The sequence below is a fragment of the Halorubrum sp. SS7 genome, assembly GCF_005435055.1.
Classification (GTDB): domain Archaea; phylum Halobacteriota; class Halobacteria; order Halobacteriales; family Haloferacaceae; genus Halorubrum; species Halorubrum salinarum.
In genome coordinates this window covers 1-378 of record NZ_SGXV01000391.1, presented here as the reverse complement: position 1 = coordinate 378, position 378 = coordinate 1, and the positions used below count along the sequence as shown (strand labels likewise).

The window sequence follows — 378 nt, the reverse complement described above, 5'->3', positions numbered from 1 at the left end:
CGCCCGGGTCGGAGCAGAGTGGAACCACGAGAGCGACGCGGATGTCGCCCCTGGTGGCGTGGATAGAATAGCAATCGATTCGACGAGACTGACAATTCATGAGTAACGAGAGCGCGGTGATTCTGGTGTCCGGCGGGATGGATAGTGCGACGGCTGTCTACGAAGCGATGGAGCAGGGGTACGAGCCGTACTTCCTACACACGTCGTACGGGCAGCGCACCGAAGACAAGGAGCACGAGTGCGCAAAAGCGCTTGCTGAGGAGGTTGATGCGGCTGACTTCTTACATATCGAAACGGGGCATCTCTCACAAATCGGAGCGTCGAGCCTGACGGACGAGGAGATGGACGTGGCTGACGCAGATCTGGAGAGTGACGAGA

The 378-nt window shown here is 58.7% G+C and carries 1 protein-coding gene; it reads left to right on the top strand.

Annotation, left to right across the window (positions count from 1 at the left end; genetic code table 11):
- Nucleotides 1–98: 98 nt before the first annotated feature.
- A partial coding sequence (locus EXE44_RS18530) for a 7-cyano-7-deazaguanine synthase (protein WP_199241288.1) occupies nucleotides 99–378 on the top strand: 280 nt, incomplete at its 3' end.